Origin of the sequence: Mesorhizobium sp. M8A.F.Ca.ET.207.01.1.1, from assembly GCF_004794715.1 — a bacterium.
Taxonomy (GTDB): domain Bacteria; phylum Pseudomonadota; class Alphaproteobacteria; order Rhizobiales; family Rhizobiaceae; genus Mesorhizobium.
Map to the genome: position 1 here is coordinate 1 of NZ_SRUS01000581.1, position 282 is coordinate 282.

At 70.9% G+C, this 282-nt stretch carries 1 pseudogene; it reads left to right on the forward strand.

Going from position 1 to position 282, the window contains the following annotated elements:
* A pseudogene (locus EN850_RS35925) lies at positions 1-282 on the forward strand (efflux transporter periplasmic adaptor subunit); the annotation flags it as partial.

Consider the following 282-nt stretch of genomic DNA (forward strand, 5'->3'; position numbering starts at 1 on the left):
CTGGCCTCGGCCCGCGCCACCTACGCCAACGCCAAGGTCGCCGCCGATCGCGCGCGCTCGCTGGCCCCGCAGCAGTTCGTCTCCAAGTCCGACCTGGACAACGCTGAATCGGCCGAGCGCACCGCCCTGGCCGCCGTCAAGCAGGCCGAAGCGGCAGTGACCTCCTCGCGGATCAACCTGGGCTACGCCGAAGTGACCGCGCCGATCAGTGGCGTGGCCAACAAGCAGCAGGTCACGGAGGGCGCGCTGGTCGGCCAGGGCGATGTGACCCTGCTGACCACC